At 47.3% G+C, this 17,239-nt stretch carries 12 protein-coding genes, 3 pseudogenes and 1 riboswitch; of the genes and pseudogenes, 13 read left to right on the forward strand and 2 right to left on the reverse strand.

Going from position 1 to position 17,239, the window contains the following annotated elements; all coding sequences use genetic code 11:
- Positions 1-215 precede the first annotated feature (215 nt).
- From BJQ97_RS01375 to BJQ97_RS01420, 10 genes and pseudogenes are all read left to right on the forward strand, one after another.
- Positions 216-626, forward strand: coding sequence for a DUF6220 domain-containing protein (locus BJQ97_RS01375; protein ID WP_160155222.1), 411 nt, complete (start codon positions 216-218; stop codon positions 624-626).
- Positions 623-844 (forward strand): DUF5957 family protein, encoded by a 222-nt coding sequence (locus tag BJQ97_RS01380; RefSeq protein WP_160155223.1) that lies wholly within the window; start codon positions 623-625, stop codon positions 842-844. The genes BJQ97_RS01375 and BJQ97_RS01380 overlap by 4 nt, the downstream gene beginning before the upstream one ends.
- Positions 841-3,864 (forward strand): efflux RND transporter permease subunit, encoded by a 3,024-nt coding sequence (locus BJQ97_RS01385; RefSeq protein WP_160155224.1) that lies wholly within the window; start codon positions 841-843, stop codon positions 3,862-3,864. Before BJQ97_RS01380 ends, BJQ97_RS01385 begins: the two co-directional genes overlap by 4 nt.
- 310 nt (positions 3,865-4,174) lie before the next feature.
- Positions 4,175-4,840 (forward strand): response regulator, encoded by a 666-nt coding sequence (locus BJQ97_RS01390; protein WP_160155225.1) that lies wholly within the window; start codon positions 4,175-4,177, stop codon positions 4,838-4,840.
- Between the two features lie 9 nt (positions 4,841-4,849).
- Positions 4,850-5,956: a sensor histidine kinase gene (locus BJQ97_RS01395; RefSeq protein WP_160155226.1), complete on the forward strand. Its 1,107-nt coding sequence runs from the start codon at positions 4,850-4,852 to the stop codon at positions 5,954-5,956.
- A 102-nt stretch (positions 5,957-6,058) separates the two neighbouring features.
- On the forward strand, positions 6,059-6,994 hold the full coding sequence (locus BJQ97_RS01400) for an ABC transporter ATP-binding protein (RefSeq protein ID WP_160155227.1): 936 nt from the start codon (positions 6,059-6,061) through the stop codon (positions 6,992-6,994).
- A gap of 36 nt (positions 6,995-7,030) precedes the next feature.
- Complete coding sequence (locus tag BJQ97_RS01405) at positions 7,031-8,134, forward strand: ABC transporter permease (RefSeq protein WP_160155228.1); 1,104 nt, start codon at positions 7,031-7,033, stop codon at positions 8,132-8,134.
- A 1-nt stretch (position 8,135) separates the two neighbouring features.
- A complete protein-coding gene (locus BJQ97_RS01410) occupies positions 8,136-9,281 on the forward strand; it encodes an ABC transporter permease (protein WP_160155229.1) in 1,146 nt (381 codons plus the stop codon).
- A gap of 208 nt (positions 9,282-9,489) precedes the next feature.
- Positions 9,490-10,173, forward strand: coding sequence for an N-acetylmuramoyl-L-alanine amidase family protein (locus tag BJQ97_RS01415; protein ID WP_160155230.1), 684 nt, complete (start codon positions 9,490-9,492; stop codon positions 10,171-10,173).
- 111 nt (positions 10,174-10,284) lie between these two features.
- Positions 10,285-10,491, forward strand: a pseudogene (locus BJQ97_RS01420) (S8 family serine peptidase); the annotation flags it as partial.
- A gap of 18 nt (positions 10,492-10,509) precedes the next feature.
- Here BJQ97_RS01420 and BJQ97_RS01425 read toward each other — a convergent pair.
- Positions 10,510-11,957: pseudogene (locus BJQ97_RS01425) on the reverse strand (LTA synthase family protein); the annotation flags it as partial.
- Between the two features lie 71 nt (positions 11,958-12,028).
- Positions 12,029-12,440, reverse strand: a pseudogene (locus tag BJQ97_RS18125) (glycerol phosphate lipoteichoic acid synthase); the annotation flags it as partial.
- 478 nt (positions 12,441-12,918) lie between these two features.
- On the opposite strand from BJQ97_RS18125, the gene BJQ97_RS01430 reads away from it, so the two are divergent.
- From BJQ97_RS01430 to ytaF, 3 genes are all read left to right on the forward strand, one after another.
- Positions 12,919-14,256: a TrkH family potassium uptake protein gene (locus tag BJQ97_RS01430; protein WP_160157513.1), complete on the forward strand. Its 1,338-nt coding sequence runs from the start codon at positions 12,919-12,921 to the stop codon at positions 14,254-14,256.
- Between the two features lie 150 nt (positions 14,257-14,406).
- A riboswitch (cyclic di-AMP (ydaO/yuaA leader) is annotated at positions 14,407-14,546 on the forward strand.
- Positions 14,547-14,641: 95 nt separating this feature from the next.
- Entirely contained in the window at positions 14,642-16,477 is a 1,836-nt protein-coding gene (locus BJQ97_RS01435; protein WP_160155231.1) for an APC family permease, read from the forward strand.
- Positions 16,478-16,582: 105 nt separating this feature from the next.
- Positions 16,583-17,215 (forward strand): sporulation membrane protein YtaF, encoded by a 633-nt coding sequence (gene ytaF / locus BJQ97_RS01440; protein ID WP_160155232.1) that lies wholly within the window; start codon positions 16,583-16,585, stop codon positions 17,213-17,215.
- Positions 17,216-17,239 lie beyond the last annotated feature (24 nt).

The following is a 17,239-nucleotide window of genomic DNA, read 5'->3' on the forward strand; positions in this document are numbered from 1 at the left end:
ATTTTTCGTTTCTGCTTTCATCTCAATACGAGCTGATATGGTATAACGTGGAAGGCAGTCAGCTGGATGTAAAACAAAATTTCAACTTATATAGCTACTAGTGGTTTGGCGTATCATTAGGCTCTCTCATTCTTTTTTTGCCGGTAGTCTGTGTGACCATTGCACTTTTCATGTTTCAACATAAATGGAAAGAATAGCGAAACGGAGGGGCGACCATGGGCAGGGAAAGACATCGCAAGAAAATGGTATACCTTTCACGATGGATGTTTATGATTCTGGCGTGGGGGCTTGTTGTTTGCATTGTTATTCAGATGTTTCTTGTAGGTATGGCTATATTTTCCAATACTATGTATTGGACGAAACATATCGCTTTTGTACATTTATTTGAGATATTGCCGATACTCATGCTTATCTTTGCGTTTGCCGGCCGGCTTCCAAAGACGTTGTGTTGGCAGAGCGCCGGATTAGTGGGGCTCATTTTTGCACAGTACTTCACCGCTAACTTGAAAAGCGTTGGTGCGCTTCATCCGGTGATTGCCTTGGGGTTATTTTTAGCGTCTTGGAACGTGGCGCGACAGTCAGGAACAAGGAATTGGTCTACGGAACAAGGAGGAAAAGAGAAATGAAGAAACTGCTTTTGGCTCTCTTCACGGCTTTGTTTGCCGGGTTTCTTGGGGGATTGATTCTATCCGAAATCATCGCGGTGGCAGCCCGGCTCCTCCTTGGCCCCGATCCTTGGCTGAAATGGATGAAATATATGCCGATATATCTGGCTGCTTTTGTAGCTGTTGCTACATTGATCACGTTACACCGCAAATCCAATAGAAAGGATGGTAAAGGATGAATTTTTTGATCAGGTTTAGCTTAAAAAATGCGGTAGCCGTATTTATCATTTCTGTTCTTCTTGTTTTTGGAGGTTTGTATTCATTCTCTTCTTTGAAAATGGATTTGCTGCCGAATATTGAGTTTCCACAGCTATCGATTGAAGTTGTTTACCCGGGAGCATCTCCTGAAGACATAAATGAACAGGTCACTTCGAAGCTGGAGGAAAAGTTTAAGTCCCTTGAGGGAATGAAAAAAATGCAGAGCTCTTCGTTTGAAAGCATTGCGATCATCAACCTTGAGTTTCCGTTTCATACCGATATGGATGAAATGGAAAGGCAAGTCGATGCATTAATAAAAGATACAAAACTTCCTGATCATGTTCAAACAAAAATTAATCGTTTTTCGACTGGTTCATCCCCCATTTTGAACATCTCTTTATTTGCGAAAAAAGATGTGGATTTGCAAAAGTTATTAGAACAAGATGTGATTCCTGAATTAAATAAAATAAATGGCGTTAACTCTGTCTCCGTTGGCGGAATGAAAGATGATGTGGTGCAAATAACGATTGATAAGCAAAAAGCGCTGCAGGCAGGGTTAAGTTTATCGCAAATTAAAGATCAGATTAACGAAAAGTTCCTTTCGTTCCCTGCTGGAAGCGTAAATACCGACACATTGCAAATCCCTGTGCGCGTGCAAGAAAAACTGGAAACGGTTGAAGCGTTAAAGAACATGCCGTTAATGTCCTCGCTTACCCCAACATCGCAAGTGGTAAAATTAAAAGACATTGCGAAAATAGAAACGAGGACAGAGCAGCCAGAAATAACACGCTACAATTTGAAAGACTCCCTTTCCATGGCGATCACGAAAAAACAAGATGCCAATACGGTAGAAGTGGCCGACAAAGTTATTAAAGTATTAGATGCCCACAAAGATGAATTTGATTATGCGATCGGCTTTGATACTGCAGAAGCCATCAAAAAATCTGTCGAATCGCTTATCCGCGAAGGACTATTAGGGGCTCTATTTGCTTCCATTGCCGTGCTTGTGTTTTTGCGCAACGTGCGCGCGACTGTGATTGCTATTGTTTCCATTCCATTATCCTTGTTAGTGGCGTCGATTTTCCTACATCAACTCGATATTTCGTTAAATGTCATGACACTTGGTGGAATGGCGGTAGCGGTTGGCCGCGTCGTTGATGACAGTATTGTCGTCATCGAAAACATTTTCCGGCGGGTCCGCAAGTCGAAACACGGCATGACAGATGAACTTGTTCAAGATTCGACAAAAGAAATTTTAAAGGCGATTACCTCATCAACGATTACAACCGTTGTCGTCTTTTTGCCGCTTGGCTTTGTTGGCGGAATTACCGGTGAATTTTTCTTGCCATTTGCGTTAACGATTGTTTTCTCGTTACTTATGTCATTGCTTGTTGCGGTCACCATTGTGCCGATTTTAGCGAAATTCTCTTTCAAAAAAGTTCCGTCTGAAGAAAAAGAAGGAGCGTTGCAGCGTGTTTATGGACAAGTCATTGCTTGGGCATTAAACCATAAAGCGGTTATTTTATTGATATCGGTTGTGTTGCTTGTAAGTTCTTTTGCGCTTGTGCCCAAATTAGGGTTCGTGTTTTTGCCAAATGAGGAACAAAAGACGCTAGTCGCCAGCATCGAGCTCCCATCTTCGACATCGCTTGAAAAAACAAACGATGTTTCGTTAAAAATCGAAAAGATGTTTGACAAGCAAAAGGAAATTAAAGAAGTGACCGCAGGAGTTGGCAGCCGCGATTTTCGCACCGGATTGAAGCGGCAAAATCAGGCAAACTATTTCATTAGCTTAAAAGAAGGCGTAAATGTCGCTTCCTTTATAAAAAAGCTCGAAAAAAACATGCAAACGATTGTTGACAAAGAGGCGCCGGGCACAAAGCTTGGCGTGCAAGAACTGCAGGTAGGGCCACCTTCTAACAATAATATTAATATAGATTTACATTCGAACGATTTAGCTTCCTTACAAAAGGCAGCGAAGCAAGTAGAAGAATACTTGAAGAAGCGTAAAGACTTAAAATATGTAACAAACAATTTCGCGGATAAACAAAAACAAATCATTGTCGATATTGATCCAGAAAAAGCAGCGGCTTATGGAGTATCCAGCTTCCAAATTCTCGGAACGATTGCGGATGAAACGAAACCGGTTGACGTCGGAACGCTGGCGCTTGATGGCGTTGAACGGACAGTTCAATTGGCATACGACAAACGCGTTGATGCTGTTGAGGTGTTAAAAAATACGCTCATTTTCACAAAACGCGGGCTTGTCCCTGTGTCAAAACTAGCAACAGTTAAGGAAGTCGAAACGTATACATCGATTCAAAAGCTGGATGGAAAAGTATTCGCTCGTGTATCGGCGCAGATTGCCGGGGATAATATCCAAAAAGTGACCGAAGATGTCATTGAGAAATTGGAAAACGACGTTGATTTGCCAAAAGGAGTTTCATTGGAAGGCGGCGGAGGAAGCGATGATACGGTTGAGACGTTCCAACAACTTGGTTTGGCGATGGTAGTTGCCATCGGTCTGGTATATGTTACCATGCTGATCACATTTGGAAAGGCACGAATTCCATTTATCATTTTATCCTCGCTCATTTTCGTTCCGATTGGTTCGCTTCTCGGGTTGTATGCCGCTAACGAACCGATGTCGGTGAGTGTGATGATCGGGTTGTTAATGTTAATCGGCATTGTCACAACAAACGCGATTGTCCTTGTGGACCGCATCGGACAAAATCGCGAACAAAAAGGAATGACGATTCGCGATGCACTCATTGAAGCAGGAAAAACGCGCTTGCGTCCGATTTTAATGACGGCGTTTGCGACGGTGGCTGCCCTCATTCCGCTTGCATTGACGAAAGCATCAGGAACGTTAATTTCCAAAGGGCTGGCTATTACAGTCATTAGTGGGCTTACTTCTTCTACATTGCTTACGCTAGTCATCGTTCCGGTGATGTATGAACTGTTCTTTATTGGACAAGTGAAATCAGAACGAAATCAGTAAAGAGAAAAGAGAGAGACTGATCTAAAACGTATTCGCGTTTTGGGTCAGTCCTTTTTCATCTTTTACCGAAGAACATTTCCGTACACGATTTGTCGGATATCCTGCTCTTGCTTTGGCCCATCTCCTGAACCGCAATGGAAGAAATCCTTCTTATTCATTAAAATAAAAAGTAAATCTCCGTTCGTCAAAAGAATTGAAAGGGATTGTTCGGAGAAATCAAAAAGCCGCTTTATCATCCTGAATCAAGAAGCCCCCCACTTCCACGCGTGAGCGTAGGTGGGAAAGTGTTCAAAGAAAGGGGATCAGAAAGATGGAACATAGTTCTTCGTCCCATGTTCCGCGAATGAAAGTGCTGATCGCTGATGACAATCCTTTTGTCCGCGAAGGGCTGCGGATCATCTTAAGCACGTATGACGAGTTTGACGTCGTAGCGACCGTAAGTAATGGGAGAGAGGCAGTGGACTATTGTCGACATCATGAAGTTGATGTCGCGTTATTGGATGTGCGCATGCCGAACATGAATGGAGTGGAAGCGACCAAGCTCCTATGCGAGCAGACGAAGACGAAGCCGCTCATCTTGACGACGTTTGATGATGATGAATACATTCTAGACGCCATTCAATACGGCGCAAAAGGATATTTTTTAAAAAATACGGACCCGGAACGAATCCGCGAAGCGATCAAAGCGGTGTATCACGGCCAAGTGGTAATGCAAGATATCGTGATGGATAAAATTAAGTCCAACCTAAAAGGAGAAACAGAGCCAGCGCTGAAAATCGACAAAAGCTTGTTTACGGAACGAGAGCTGGACATTATGGCCCTCATTGCGAAAGGGCTTTCGAATAAAGAGATTGCCAAACAGCTATTTCTCTCTGAGGGAACGGTGGCCAATTACATCACATCGATTTTGGACAAAACCGGACTGCAGCATCGAACGCAAATTGCCGTTTATTACTTAACAGGAAAAATCGGTTGAGGGAGCGTTATGGAACTTTTGCTTCTGTTTTACAAACTCATTGTATGGGGATATACAGCGTTCGATTATATCTCATCGGAACAGAGGGAAGGATCTTGGTTTGTCCTGTCCTCTCTGATTTATTTTTGTCTCAGTTTGTTTGCTTCTATCGTTCGAAATGTGAGGTGGAAAAAGGGAGCGGCGCTGTGTTCCGTCGTTCTTGTGATTCTGTCGAGCGTCTATGTGGAGCCGTTATTTGTTTTATTGTTGCCTTTCAATGGATATGAGTTGGCTTCGTTCTACATTCCCCGACTATGGGGGATATGGGCGGCGCTGCTTGTTCCGATTGTTTGGCTTGATCCATCGGCGGGGAAATTATACGGCTTTGTGGCATTGTTCAGTTTTGTCAGCGTGACGGCAGTCAAGCGGCACATCGAGCGGATGGAACAACAAGAAGATCGTCTCGATCAGATGCGCCATGATTTGCATCGGCTGACAAGAAGGATCAGCGAATATCATCAATACATCAAGCAGTCGGAATATACGTTGCAGTTGGAAGAACGGAACCGTCTGTCGCAGCGCATCCATGATCAAATCGGCCACTCGCTCGCTGGAGCGCTCATTCAGATGGAGGCGGCCAAACGGTTGATGGATGGGGACCGCGACAAGGCGAAACAATTGTTGGAAAACGCCATCCACATTTCCAAAGAAGGCATGGAACAAATCCGGATGACATTAAAACAGATTAAACCGCCGCTCGAGCAAATCGGACTGAATCGTGTGAAATTATTCATTGAGGAATTTTCCGCTCAACATCATCTCCCGGTTCCGCTCGTATGTAAAGGGGATTTGGATGTCATTACGCCGATCCAATGGAAAGTGATTTATGAGAACATTGCCGAGGCGTTGACGAATGCGGTCAAATACGCCGAGGCCACCGCCATTGCCGTGGAGATTCACGTCTTGAATCGCATCATTAAAGTGGAAGTGAAAGACAATGGCAAAGGTGCGGCCAAGATCAAGAAAGGACTTGGAATCATCGGTATGGAGGAACGGGCGGCCTCTGTCCATGGCACGGTCATTGTCGATGGAACGAACGGTTTTTCTGTCACGACGTTGCTTCCGATTCATGAGTAAATCGTGAACTTTCTCATATCAACGAGATGAATTCCTGCACTAACAGGAGTTCATCTTTTTTTCTATAATGAATGGCACCAAGCATGGAAAGAAGGTGGAACGATGAACATTTTAGAGATCAAACAAGTGACCAAAAAATTTGGTGACTTCATCGCTGTCGATCATATGTCTCTTACGGTTGCGCAAGGGGAAATTTTTGGCTTCCTCGGAGCCAATGGCGCGGGAAAAAGCACCACGATTAATATGATTGCCGGGTTGCTGCGCCCAAACGCAGGTGAAATCAAGATTCTCGGCAAGGACATCGCCAAGCATGGCCAGTTTGCCAAACAACACATCGGCATTGTTCCCCAAGAGATCGCCATCTATGAAAATTTGACGGCGTATGAGAATGTTGAATTTTTTGCCGGGTTGTATGGACTGCGCGGCGCGGAGCTGCGCCAGCGGGTTGAAGAGGCGCTCGAGTTTGTCGGTTTAAGCGATAAGCGCAAAAGTTATCCGAAACATTTCTCAGGAGGGATGAAGCGGAGGCTCAATATCGCCTGTGCTCTTGCCCATCGGCCGAAGCTCATCATTATGGATGAGCCAACTGTCGGCATCGATCCGCAGTCGCGAAATTATATTTTAGCTTCGGTGAAAAAGCTCAATGAGATGGGATGTACGATCATTTATACAAGCCACTATATGGAAGAAGTTGAGGAAATATGCACCCGAATCGCGATTATTGATCATGGGAAAATCATCGCAGAGGGGACAAAAGAACAGCTGGAAGCGATTATCACCGATACAAAAGACATTTGGATTGAAATCAGGGGGATGGATCGGCTCAACAAGCAGCATCTCCAAGATATTCGCGGAGTCAAGGCAGTGCAATGCGAAGAAAATATGATCAAAATCAGTTCGGATATCAGCGTCAATAATTTAAATCAAATCGTGCAATGCCTGATCAATGACGGTGTCGAAATCCGTTCGCTCGAAGACAAATCACCGAACTTGGAAACGGTCTTTCTGACACTGACGGGGAGAAACTTGCGGGATTAGCTGTTTGGCCTGCCACATGTAAAGGAGGTGTTTCGTTTGAATATCTTTCGGATCGCGGTAAAGGAAATCAAAAGCGATTTTCGTGATGTCCGGACGCTGTTTTTTATGCTGCTGTTTCCGATCGTAATGATATTCATCTTAGGAACAGCCCTTTCCAACGCGTTCCACTGGACGATTTCCGTCGGCGATGTCCGCGTCTTGTACAAAGATCAAACAGCGGAGCGGTTGTCGCCGTATATTCACGCCATGGCCCAAGAAGCGAAGAAAGCCCACATCGATTTTCGAAAGGTGCTGGACCACATGGATGGAAAACAGGCGGTGCAGGAAGGAAAAGCGGATGGGTACGTCGAGATTGGACCGCGTGGAGTGGAGTTGTACATCAATGAGCGCAACAAGATCAAAGGAAGCCTTGTTGAGGGGGTGATGGCCGCGTTTGTGGGCCAATACAAACTGGCCATGGCGGTTTCAGAGGTGAAGCCCGGTTCTGTTCAGCCAGATCACAGTCCGCATGAGGAGTATATTCAAGAAAGGTCGCTGTATTCCAAGCGCAACCCTGGGGCGATGGATTATTATGCGGTGGCGATGACGACGATGATCGCTTTGTATAGCGCATTGCCGGGCAGCTCTTTGCTGCGGGGAGAGCGGACGCGGAAGACAGCTGATCGCCTTTTGGCTGCTCCTGTTCGCAAAAGCGAGATCTTTATTGGAAAACTGGCTGGAAGCGTCGCGGCGAATTTTCTTTGTGTTGCCGTCGTCATGTTGTTCAGCCAATGGGTGCTTCATGCTGATTGGGGGCATCACGTAAGCCTCGTATGGTTGCTTATGTTGACTGAGGTGGTCTTAGCCATCAGCTTTGGTCTAGGGATGAGCTATATGGCAAGGACGGAAGGAGCGGCGCGAACGATTGCGATGGTTATCATTCAGCTGTCTTCCTTTTTCGGCGGCGCTTATTTTCCGATCGATGAAACAGCATGGTATGCCCATTTGTCTCCGCTTTCTTGGATGAATGACACGATTTTCAAAATCGTGTATGCGAACGATTTGTCAAGCGTCGTTCCAACTATGCTACTGAATATCGGTATAGCGGCGTTGTTTTTGGTGATCGCTGTCGCATCGATGGCGAGACGGGAGGGATTATAAGGTGAATGACGTCATCTGGTTGATGAAATATACGTTAAAGCGGACGTTCCGTCGGAAAATCAATTTTTTGCTCTATTTCGGCACCCCTTTGGCCGCGATTCTGTTGTCCTTGTTTGCTTACGGAGGCTCCCCGGCCAAGGATGTGCGCATCGGGGTGGTCAATGAGGATCATGGGCGGGTTGCCGATGATGCGATCCGTTTTCTGAAAAATATTGATCATCTATCCGTGAAAAGCGTAAAGTTGTCAGCGGTGGACGACCAAATCACCTCGCAAAAGGTGGATGGCGTGCTGATTTTCCCCCAAGGGTTTTCCGAAAGCGTTCAGCACGGCCGGCCCCGGCCGATCAAACTCGTCTCGCTCAAGGGAGCGGAAATCACGATGTTCATCAAGTTGTACTTGCATGAATACATCGATCATCTGGCCACATTGGGCCGATTGGCCAACGGAAACAATCAAATCTTTTGGCAGATGTATGAGCGGTATCAACAAGCGCCATTCCGCCTGTCCGTTCACTCGTTGTCCGACACAGTCAAACAGAGAGGGGTCACGTATCAAACGATCGGTTATTTGGTCATGATTATGTTGATGTCAGCGGGAAATTTGACTGAGATCATCATCAAAGAAAAAGAAGAGCGCACATATTCTCGTTTATTGACGACGCCGATTCAGGCGAGAACGTATGTGTTATCGAATATCGTGTTGAATTTGTTGATTATGACGGCGCAAATCACCGTGACACTCGTGGCAATGAAGAACATCTTTCATATTCATCCTAATATTCCGATGTGGCAAATGGCCCTGGTGCTCCTGCTTTTCTCTTTATCCGCGATCGGCTTGTCTTTGATTACAGTGATGTTTGCGAACAGCTCCGCTTCCGCGGGAGCGCTGCAGCCATTGATTACGGTGCCGACATGTATGTTGGCCGGCTGTTTTTGGCCCGTCGAGCTGATGCCGGCGTTTTTGCAAAGAGCGGCGTACTTTATGCCGCAGCGGTGGGCGCTTGATTTTTTGGTGAAGCTGCAGGAGGGCCGCTCTTTTGGAAGTTTGTATTTGCATATGTTGATTCTTCTCGCCTTTGCGCTGACCTTTTTCCTTTTGGCTGTTTACAAGTTCAGCCGAAGCCAACAGAGCGGACAGTTTGTATGATGCCCAGCCGTCCATGTTTTCTTGGCTGTGTGGGCGCTTTCATCATATCGAACAAGTCGATCAGCGGAAATGTCAGGCGCAGTCGTTCTCGTTGACTGCGCCTTATTTGTTGGCCCTGGGGAAGTATATATGGCATTTTGGAGATACGATGCTTATGCTAATAGTGCCATATTCCTAAACGATGAGTGATGTGAAAGGAGAAAGAAAGATGGCCAAAATTTTTCTCGATCCAGGGCACGGCGGGAATGACACTGGCGCGGTCGGCAACGGATTGTTGGAAAAAGACATTACGTTGTTTATCGCTTTAGAGATGAGCCGCCTGCTGCAAAACGAGTATGAAGGAGTTTCCGTGCAGTTGAGCCGGACAAACGATGAAACAGTGTCGCTTGATGAGCGGACGGACCGGGCCAACCGCTGGGGGGCGGACTTGTATGTGGCCATTCACGTGAATGCCGGGGGCGGCACCGGATATGAAGATTACATTTATAACCGGCTCGATGATGATTCGCCAACAGCTCGCATTCGCGATGCCATTCATGAAGAAGTCGTCAAAGCTACAGGATTTCGCGATCGCGGGAAAAAGAAAGCGAATTTTCATGTGCTGAGGGAAACGACGATGCCGGCGGTGCTCACGGAGAACGGATTTATTGATCGAGAAGAGGATGTGAGAAAACTGAATGATACCCGTTTTTTGCGCATGGTCGCCCGCGGGCATGTGAATGGGTTGGAGCGGGCGCTTGGGCTGCGGAAAAAACAAAAAACAGCATTGACCCGCGTTATTGTCGATGGGACGCAAGTCGGAGCATTTGCCGAACGGGAAAACGTGCTTCGTCAAGTCGAGCAGCATTTAGGGAGAGCCAGACAGATTATGCTTGAACAGGTGGGAGAATAATAGGAACGCTTGCTTCGTCTCGCCGGAGCAGGCTTTTTTTGTCCGTTTGTCCTACATAGATGCAGCTGCTGGGAACGGACGCATGTCGGACGGGGCTGTATGCCGGACCAGCTATCGATGTCCGGCACATCGATGGCAACGCTGATTTGCGCCGGCATTGTCGCGTTGATGCTTCAGGCGAAACCAAATGCAACGCCGGATGCAATCAAGCAGTCGTTAAAAAGTGGCGCCGATTTGTGGAAAGGGCGCCACCCAAATGTATACAGAGCGGGCTATGTCAATGCGCAGCGGGCCATCGAACGGCTATTGCAGAGTTGAGAAAAAAGAGGGAGGCGATCATTGATCGCTTCCCTCTTCACGGTTATTGTAATCATATTTTGACGGATCGACCGGTTTGAAGCCTTTCGGTGTATAGAATCGGAGCAAATCACCGTAGACGACTTTATCCGATAGATCTAGTTTGGTTCGAACGATTTGTTCAATGCGCTTAATTTCCGGTGTTTCTTCAAGCGGTTCGCCCGTTTTCGTGTCATAGTACTTGCCATTGACAGCCGTTACGTTCGGAGTGACAAAGTCGCCGTTGCGGAACGGAACAATTTCTTGATGTTCCGGCGACAGCAAATCCGTGCCGAATTGGACGAAGTTTTTCGTGTCGATGCCAAGCAAGTGCAGCACCGTCGGCAGCAAATCGATTTGGCCGCCGAACTCATGGATGACGCCGCCTTTTATGCCCGGCACGTGAATGAACAGCGGCACCCGTTGCAATTGCGCATGTTCATATGGCGTAATTTCTTTGCCTAAAATTTGCGCCATCGCTTTGTCATGGTTTTCCGAAATGCCGTAATGGTCGCCGTATAAGATGATGACCGAGCGGTCGTACAGGCCCGATTTTTTCAGATAATCAAAGAACTCTTTCACCGCCTCGTCCAAATAACGGGCCGTTTGGAAATACCGGTCGACTGTTCCGTCCCCGGTCGTCGCAGGCGGGATCGTCGCGTCTTCCTCGCTGATCGGATACGGGAAGTGGTTGGACAGCGTAATAAATTTCACATAGAACGGTTCTTTCAATGTTTCTAACAGCGGGATTGACTCCCGGAAAAATGGTTTGTCTTTCAGTCCGTAATTCAAGACGTCCTCATCGTTCATATCGTAGTAGCTTGCGTCAAAAAAGTGGTCAAAGCCGAACGACTTGTAAATTTCGTCGCGGTTCCAGAACGTTTTGTAGTTGCCGTGGAAAACCGCGCTTGTATACCCGTACTGATGCAAAATGGCCGGAGCCGCATGATACGTGTTTTGCCCTTTTGTTGTGAACACGGCCCTTGCGGCAAGCCAAACAGCGAATTTTCCAGCATGAACTCCGCGTCCGATGTTTTCCCTTGCCCTGTTTGATGGAAGAAGTTGTCGAAATAGAACGTGTTCGGATCGCGGGTGAGTGAGTTTAAGAACGGCGTCACTTCCTCGCCATTCAGTTTGTAGTGAATTAAAAAGTTTTGGAATGATTCTAAGTGAATATAGATGACATTCATGCCTTTGGCCACGCCGAAATATTTCGGATTCGGCTTGGCGTACGTCGCCTGCACATGGTTCAAGACGGTCGTGATGTCGCTTTTGTTGGCGAACGCCCGTTGCGTCGATGATTTCATGCTTTGGATCGAGTCGTAAATTAAATAGTTGTACACGCCTAAATACTTGACGATATAGTTTCGGTCAAACGTTCTTGTCAGCAGTTGCGGGCGGTCGGCCTCAGCGAGCGCCAAGTTGACGCTGAACATTAAAATGGCCGATGCAAAAATCGCGCCTTTTTTGAAACGGCCGGCCCGCACAGGCGGGAGCGGGAACCGTTTTGAGAAGACGATGGTCGATAAAATGATCGTATCCAAGAAATAAAACACGTCATACCATTTGAGCAATTCCCAAATGCTTCCGCCGAGGTCGCCGAAGTTTTTCGTTTGGGTCAACGTCGGCAATGTAATAAAATCGCTGAAAAAGCGATAATAGACGATATTAGCGTATAAGATGAACGATAAAATGAAATTAATAATAATGAGCCATTTGTACACACGCGTTTCCTTGGCTAACAGCGCCAATCCAAGGAAGAATACCGCCGAGCTGACCGGGTTGATGAACAATAAAAACTCCTGCATGGAGTTGCTGATGCCAAGGTTAAATTCTGCTAAATAGGCGGCGTACGTCTTCAACCAAAATAAGAGCACGGCAAAAATAAAAAAGCCGATGTATTGGTTAGGGAGAGAACGACATTTTTTCAACCAGTTTTCCCAAACTGCCTTCACGTCCTCTTCTCCTCCTTTGTCCCGTATTCTTTAACGTTGCTTCTATGTTTATATCAACAGCCGTTGTCCACAGCAACCAATGTTTTATTCTGACATGATTTTACATCGGAACGTCTCCATGTCAAGTAGCATAATACGTCTGTGGCCAAAAGTCAATGGAATGTTTTGAATGGGGCTGGCGCAAAGCCCCTTTCCGCGCCTCGCTGCCTTTGTGATTCACAGCTCGATTACGATTCACCCTTCATATAGACGAACGGAGATGGAAAAGGTTTCACTTCATCCGCATTCTTGAAGCTGGTGGCCATGCCCTTTATCCATTTTATTATGTGGGAAGAATGTTATGATGAAAATTTGTTTAAGGTACCCGAACCAGCTGGTTTTTGGTATATTTTTTCTATGCATCATCCACAACTAAAGGAAGAAATGGATGAAGGGAAAGGGGTAAACCATGCCAATGAATCCAAAAGGCAATTTTTTTGATCCGCCGAAAGTATTAGTGTCGGGCTTTGCCTTGATTATTTTGGTTGGAGCTTTCTTATTGATGCTGCCGACGGCGACCGTTGACGGGAAAGGACTTCCGTTTTTAGACGCCTTGTTTACAGCGACGTCTGCTACGTGCGTGACTGGACTTGTTGTGGTTGATACGGGGACGACGTTCACATTGTTCGGACAGCTGGTCATTTTAGCGCTGATCCAAGTGGGCGGGCTTGGATTTATGACATTTGCTACGTTGTTTGCCTTTTTGCTCGGCAAGCGGATTTCCTTGAAAGAGCGGTTGTTGTTGCAAGAGGCGCTCAATCAGCTGAGCATCGAAGGGATTGTTCGGCTCGTGAAACGCATTCTCGTTTTTACCGTCGTCATTGAGGGCATCGGCGGTTTGCTGTTGGCGATTCGTTTCTCGTTCGATATGCCGTTTTGGAAAGCCGTTTACTTTGGGTTCTTTCATGCGATTTCCAACTTTAACAACGCCGGCTTTGACTTGATGGGCGAGTTTCGTAGTTTGACCGGCTATGTGGAAGATCCGGTCGTGAGCCTTGTCGTGCCGATTTTAATTATACTGGGCGGGATCGGTTTTATTGTCATGAATGAAGTGTATGAGTACCGGCAAACACGGCGGTTGTCTCTTCATACGAAGGTGGTGGTCATCACGACCGCATGGCTGGTGTTTGCCAGCATGGCGCTGATATTGCTGCTGGAGTGGAACAATCCGAAGACGATGGGGCCGCTGTCGCTCTCAGGCAAGTTTTTGTCCGCGTTTTACCAAGCGGTCACCCCGAGAACGGCGGGATCGAATACGCTCAACATTCCGGATTTGACTCAACCGACGCTGTTTTTGATCGTTTTTCTCATGTTTGTCGGCGCTTCTCCGGGTTCGACGGGCGGAGGAATCAAAACGACGACATTTACGACGTTGCTTGGCGCGGTTTGGTCGCAAATCCGCGGGAAGGAAGACGTCATTTTGTTCCGCAAACGAATCGTTTACGATACGGTATACAAGTCGCTGACGGTGACGATGAGCGGATTGTTTGTCGTCATGGTTGTGACGATGGTGTTGACGATTACCGAAAAGGGAAAAGACTTTTTAATGATTTTATTCGAAGCGACATCGGCGTTTGGGACTGTTGGACTATCGATGGGATTAACCCCTGAATTGTCTCCGCTCGGAAAAGCGATCATTATTTTCACGATGTTTGCCGGCCGCGTCGGCCCGTTGACGATCGCCTATGCGGTCACGCTGCACCGTCAGCCCGATCCGTTCCGCTATCCGAAGGGGAAAATGATGATTGGATGAGTGAAACACAGAAAAATGTCGGGAGCGTGAGTGAAGGGGAAATAATAAGGAAAAAATAAGCTCAAAAGCCCAGAAACTCGCTGTTTTCCTCCTTTTTCAAGGTTGGCGAAGAGACAAGCAAAGGGGTAAGATATGGAAGCAAGAACAACTTGATACGATGCGCTGAATCCTGCATGGAGCGGGGGACCCGATTTGGCAGCGTCTGCTGTCTTGGGGTGAATCCGAAAGGAAGGGCATCTCTCCAAGCCCGAACCCGACAGCTAACCTCGCAAGCGCTTTTGGGGAGGGACGAGTATGACCTTAGAACATTTGTAGCCGTTGAGTGAGTCCTCAGCGGTTTTTTCTTTTTGAGTCAACTCTATATGCTTTTGGGAGGAATGGAAGCATGGCTTCGTTAAAACGTTTGTTGATTGGGGAACCGATGGAAACGAAACAGTTGAAACATGAAAAATTGCCCAAGTGGAAGGCATTGGCCGTTTTTTCTTCCGATGCCCTGTCATCGGTGGCTTACGCGACGGAAGAAATTTTGCTTGTGCTTGCTTTATTGGGGACCAGTGTCTTTTTCTACTCGTTGCCGATCGCTGTGGCGATTTTAGTATTGCTCTTGCTAGTGACGTTGTCGTATCGGCAAATTATTTACGCGTTTCCGTCTGGAGGAGGGGCGTATGTTGTCGCCCGAGACCATTTGGGGACGAAAATCAGTTTAGTGGCTGGAGCGGCGCTCATGATCGATTATATCTTGACCGTCGCGGTCAGCATCAGCTCCGGCGTCGCCGCGTTGACATCGGCGTTTCCGGGGTTGTTGCCGTGGAAAGTAGAGCTCGCTGTTGCTCTTGTCTTGCTTTTGATGGTGCTGAATTTGCGCGGCATTACGGAATCAGCGACCGTTTTCGCCTACCCCACGTATGTGTTCATTGGCTTCGTTCTCGTGATGATCGCTGTCGGCGGGTGGCAACTGTGGCATGAAGGATGGCACGGCTTTACGATGCGTGAGCATGCGTCAACCGCTCACATGTTTGCGTCCGGTTACAGCTTGTTTATTTTGTTGCGCGCCTTTTCGTCAGGATGCTCGGCGATGACCGGGGTCGAGGCCATCAGCAACGGCGTGCCAGCGTTCCGGCCGGACAGCTCGAAAAACGCCGCGATTACAATGGTCTGGATGTCCGTGCTGCTTGGCACAATGTTTTTAGGCATCACCGTGTTGGCGGCAGGATTTGGCGTTGCCCCGACTGAGCATCAGACGGTCATTTCGCAAATTGGGCGCCATGTGTTTGGGAATGGTCTTTTGTTTTACCTGTTTCAGCTGACGACGATGCTCATTTTAGTGCTCGCAGCCAATACGAGTTTTGCCGGGTTTCCGCAGCTGACATCGATTATGGCAAAGGACGGTTTTTTGCCGAGAAGCTTGGCGGCCCGAGGTGATCGCCTCGTGTTTTCCAATGGCATCATTTTATTGAGCGTGTTGGCGATCTTGTTGATCATTGTTTTTCATGCGGAGACTCATTCGCTCATCCCGCTTTACGCGGTCGGCGTATTTCTTTCCTTTACCATCGGTCAGAGCGGGTTGATTAAAAAATTATGGAAACAGGAAGAAGGACGGAAGATCGGCGTGCTGCTTACCGTTGGAACGGGAGCGGCTGTCACCGGGATGGTCACGCTCGTCACGATGGTCGCCAAATTTACGCAAGGAGCGTGGATCGTCATCGTGGCGATTCCGCTGTTTGTCTGGATGTTCAGTCGAATTCATGAACATTACAAAAAACTTGGCGAGCAGCTGCGGCTTGACGAACGGGAGTGGCAACAGCGCGAGAAAATGTTGAAACCAAAAGTCATTATTCCCATTTCCGGCGTCAGCAAAGTGGTCGCCCAATCCGTTCAGTACGCCCGCAGCATTTCCGATGATATTACGGCGCTGTCGATTATTTTCGACGAAAAAGACGAACAAAAGCTGCGGCAAAAGTGGGAGAAGTTTTATCCGGACATTCCGTTGAAAGTCATCTATTCACCGTACCGAACTATTTTGTCACCATTGTTAGAATACATCACGAAAGCGGAAAAGGAAGCAGACCGCGCGCCGGTGACGGTGCTCTTGCCTCAATTTATCGTGAAAAGATGGTGGCATACATTTTTGCATAACCAAACCGCTATCATCTTGCGCTTTTTCTTGATCATGAAAAAAGATGTTGTCATTGCCACGTTGCCGTATCATTTGCGGGAATAATGTCGAGAAAAGGGGAAACATTTCCCCGGAAATCGATGCGTGTCGAATGCCAAGAAAGTCCCCTCTCCGTACGGAATTGCATATCGTACGGCAGGGGGGATTCATATGTGGTTATGGGTGTCCATGATTTTGCTCGCTTTCAGTGTGAGCATGGACAGCTTGAGCGTAGGCATTACGTATGGAATGGGTGGTGTCCGTTTTTCCTTCTTTTCGTTGGCGCTTATCGCATCCATGTCCGGGGCGGTGGTGTTTGCATCCATGAACATCGGTCGTCTGTTGGCGCTTGTTTTACCCTTGCATGTCGAGAAGGGGATTGCTTCCTTCATTCTCATAGCGCTCGGCGTTTGGGCAATGTATAACGTCTACAAGCCGAAGCGACAGGAGACTCCTATGGAATTCAATGAAACAGGGGAAACGATCGGATTCAGCGGCGCTGTTCAAGTATTGAAACGCCCTGAACTTGGCGATCTTGATCGTTCAGGCACGATCAGCCAAAAAGAAGCGTTGTTGATCGGGATCGCTCTCTCGATGGATTCATTTGGCGCCGGGATCAGTTCGTCGCTTTTGCATTTTCCTCCGCTTTCGTTTGCCCTGTTGGTTGGCGTGTTTAATCTTGTGTTCATCCGGCTCGGCTTATCGTTTGGGTATATGGTGTCGAAAACGGGAATTATGAAAAAGGCGACCATGCTGCCTGGGATTGTGTTGATCGCCCTAGGGTTGATCAAATTATTTCGATGACACCATTTTGGCGGCTTGTTCGTA

It is taken from the genome of Geobacillus sp. TFV-3 (assembly GCF_009901865.1).
In the GTDB taxonomy this organism is placed as follows: Bacteria; Bacillota; Bacilli; order Bacillales; family Anoxybacillaceae; genus Geobacillus; species Geobacillus thermoleovorans_A.